Origin of the sequence: Kingella pumchi (assembly GCF_022288825.1) — a bacterium.
GTDB lineage: Bacteria > Pseudomonadota > Gammaproteobacteria > Burkholderiales > Neisseriaceae > Kingella_D > Kingella_D pumchi.
In genome coordinates this window covers 1-1,195 of the sequence record NZ_JAKOOW010000019.1, presented here as the reverse complement: position 1 = coordinate 1,195, position 1,195 = coordinate 1, and the positions used below count along the sequence as shown (strand labels likewise).

Here is a 1,195-nt window from a genome sequence, read left to right as displayed (position 1 = left end):
CCCGACGGCCGCTTCAGCCTGCCCGAAAGCAGCCTGTACACCGTCCGTCCCGACCGCCCCGGCTATCTGGTCGAAACCGATCCCGCCTATGCCGACTACCGCACCTGGCTGGGCAGCGACTACATGCTCAAAGCCCTGCAAACCGATCCCAACCGCACCCACAAACGGCTGGGCGACGGCTATTACGAGCAACGCCTGATCAACGAACAGATTGCCCGCCTGACCGGCTACCGCCGTCTGGACGGCTACCCCAACGACGAAGCCCAATTCCAAGCCCTGATGGACGCCGGCATCAGCTTCGCCCGCGCCCAGCAGCTCACCCCCGGCATCGCCCTGTCCCCCGAGCAGGTTGCCCGTCTCACCAGCGACATCGTCTGGCTTGAAAGCCAGACCGTTACCCTGGCCGACGGCAGCAGCCAAAGCGTACTCGTACCCAAAGTCTACGTCCTCGCCCGCCCCGGCGATCTCAACAGCGCCGGCGGACTCATCAGCGCCGACGCCCTGCAGCTGAATGCCGGCCGCATCGACAACCGCGGTACCCTTGCCGGCCGGCGCATCGTCGATCTGGCCGCCGGCGACATCAGCAACAGCGGCCGCATCGGCGGCAAAAACGTCATACTCGACGCCCAACAACAAATCGACATCACCGGCGGCAGCATTGAAGCCGAACGGCTGCTCAGCCTCAAAGCCGACAACATCACCCTCCAAAGCAGCACCGCCCAAAGCGGCGACTCGCACAACGGCCGCACCACCGTTGACCGTGTGGCCGGACTGTATGTCAGCGGCACAGAAGACGGCCAAGGCCTGCTCAGCCTCGAAGCAGGACACGACATCAAACTGAACGGCGCCCGCCTGGCCAACCGCGCCCGCGAAGGCCATACCCAAGTCGTTTCCCGCCAAGGCAGCGTCACACTCGGCACCGTCCGCACCGAAAGCCACGAAAGCTACGGCGCGGCAAACGACAAAAACCACCGCCACGTTCACCAAAGCGCCGAAGAAGGCAGCCGCATCGAAGCGCTTGGCAACATCACCGTATCCGCCGGTAAAGACCTCAGCATCCGCCAAGGCCAAATCGACAGCCAAAACGGCCGCACCACCCTGGCCGCCCGCGGCAATATCGACATCAGCGAAGGCCGCCGCACCCTGGATCTGGACGAATCGACCTACAGCAAAGAGCGCGGTTTGGTCGGCAGCA

1 protein-coding gene is annotated in these 1,195 nt (G+C 64.4%); it reads left to right on the top strand.

From position 1 onward, the window contains the following. On the top strand, window positions 1-1,195 hold a 1,195-nt coding region (locus MB824_RS04555), incomplete at both ends, for a hemagglutinin repeat-containing protein (RefSeq protein WP_238746350.1).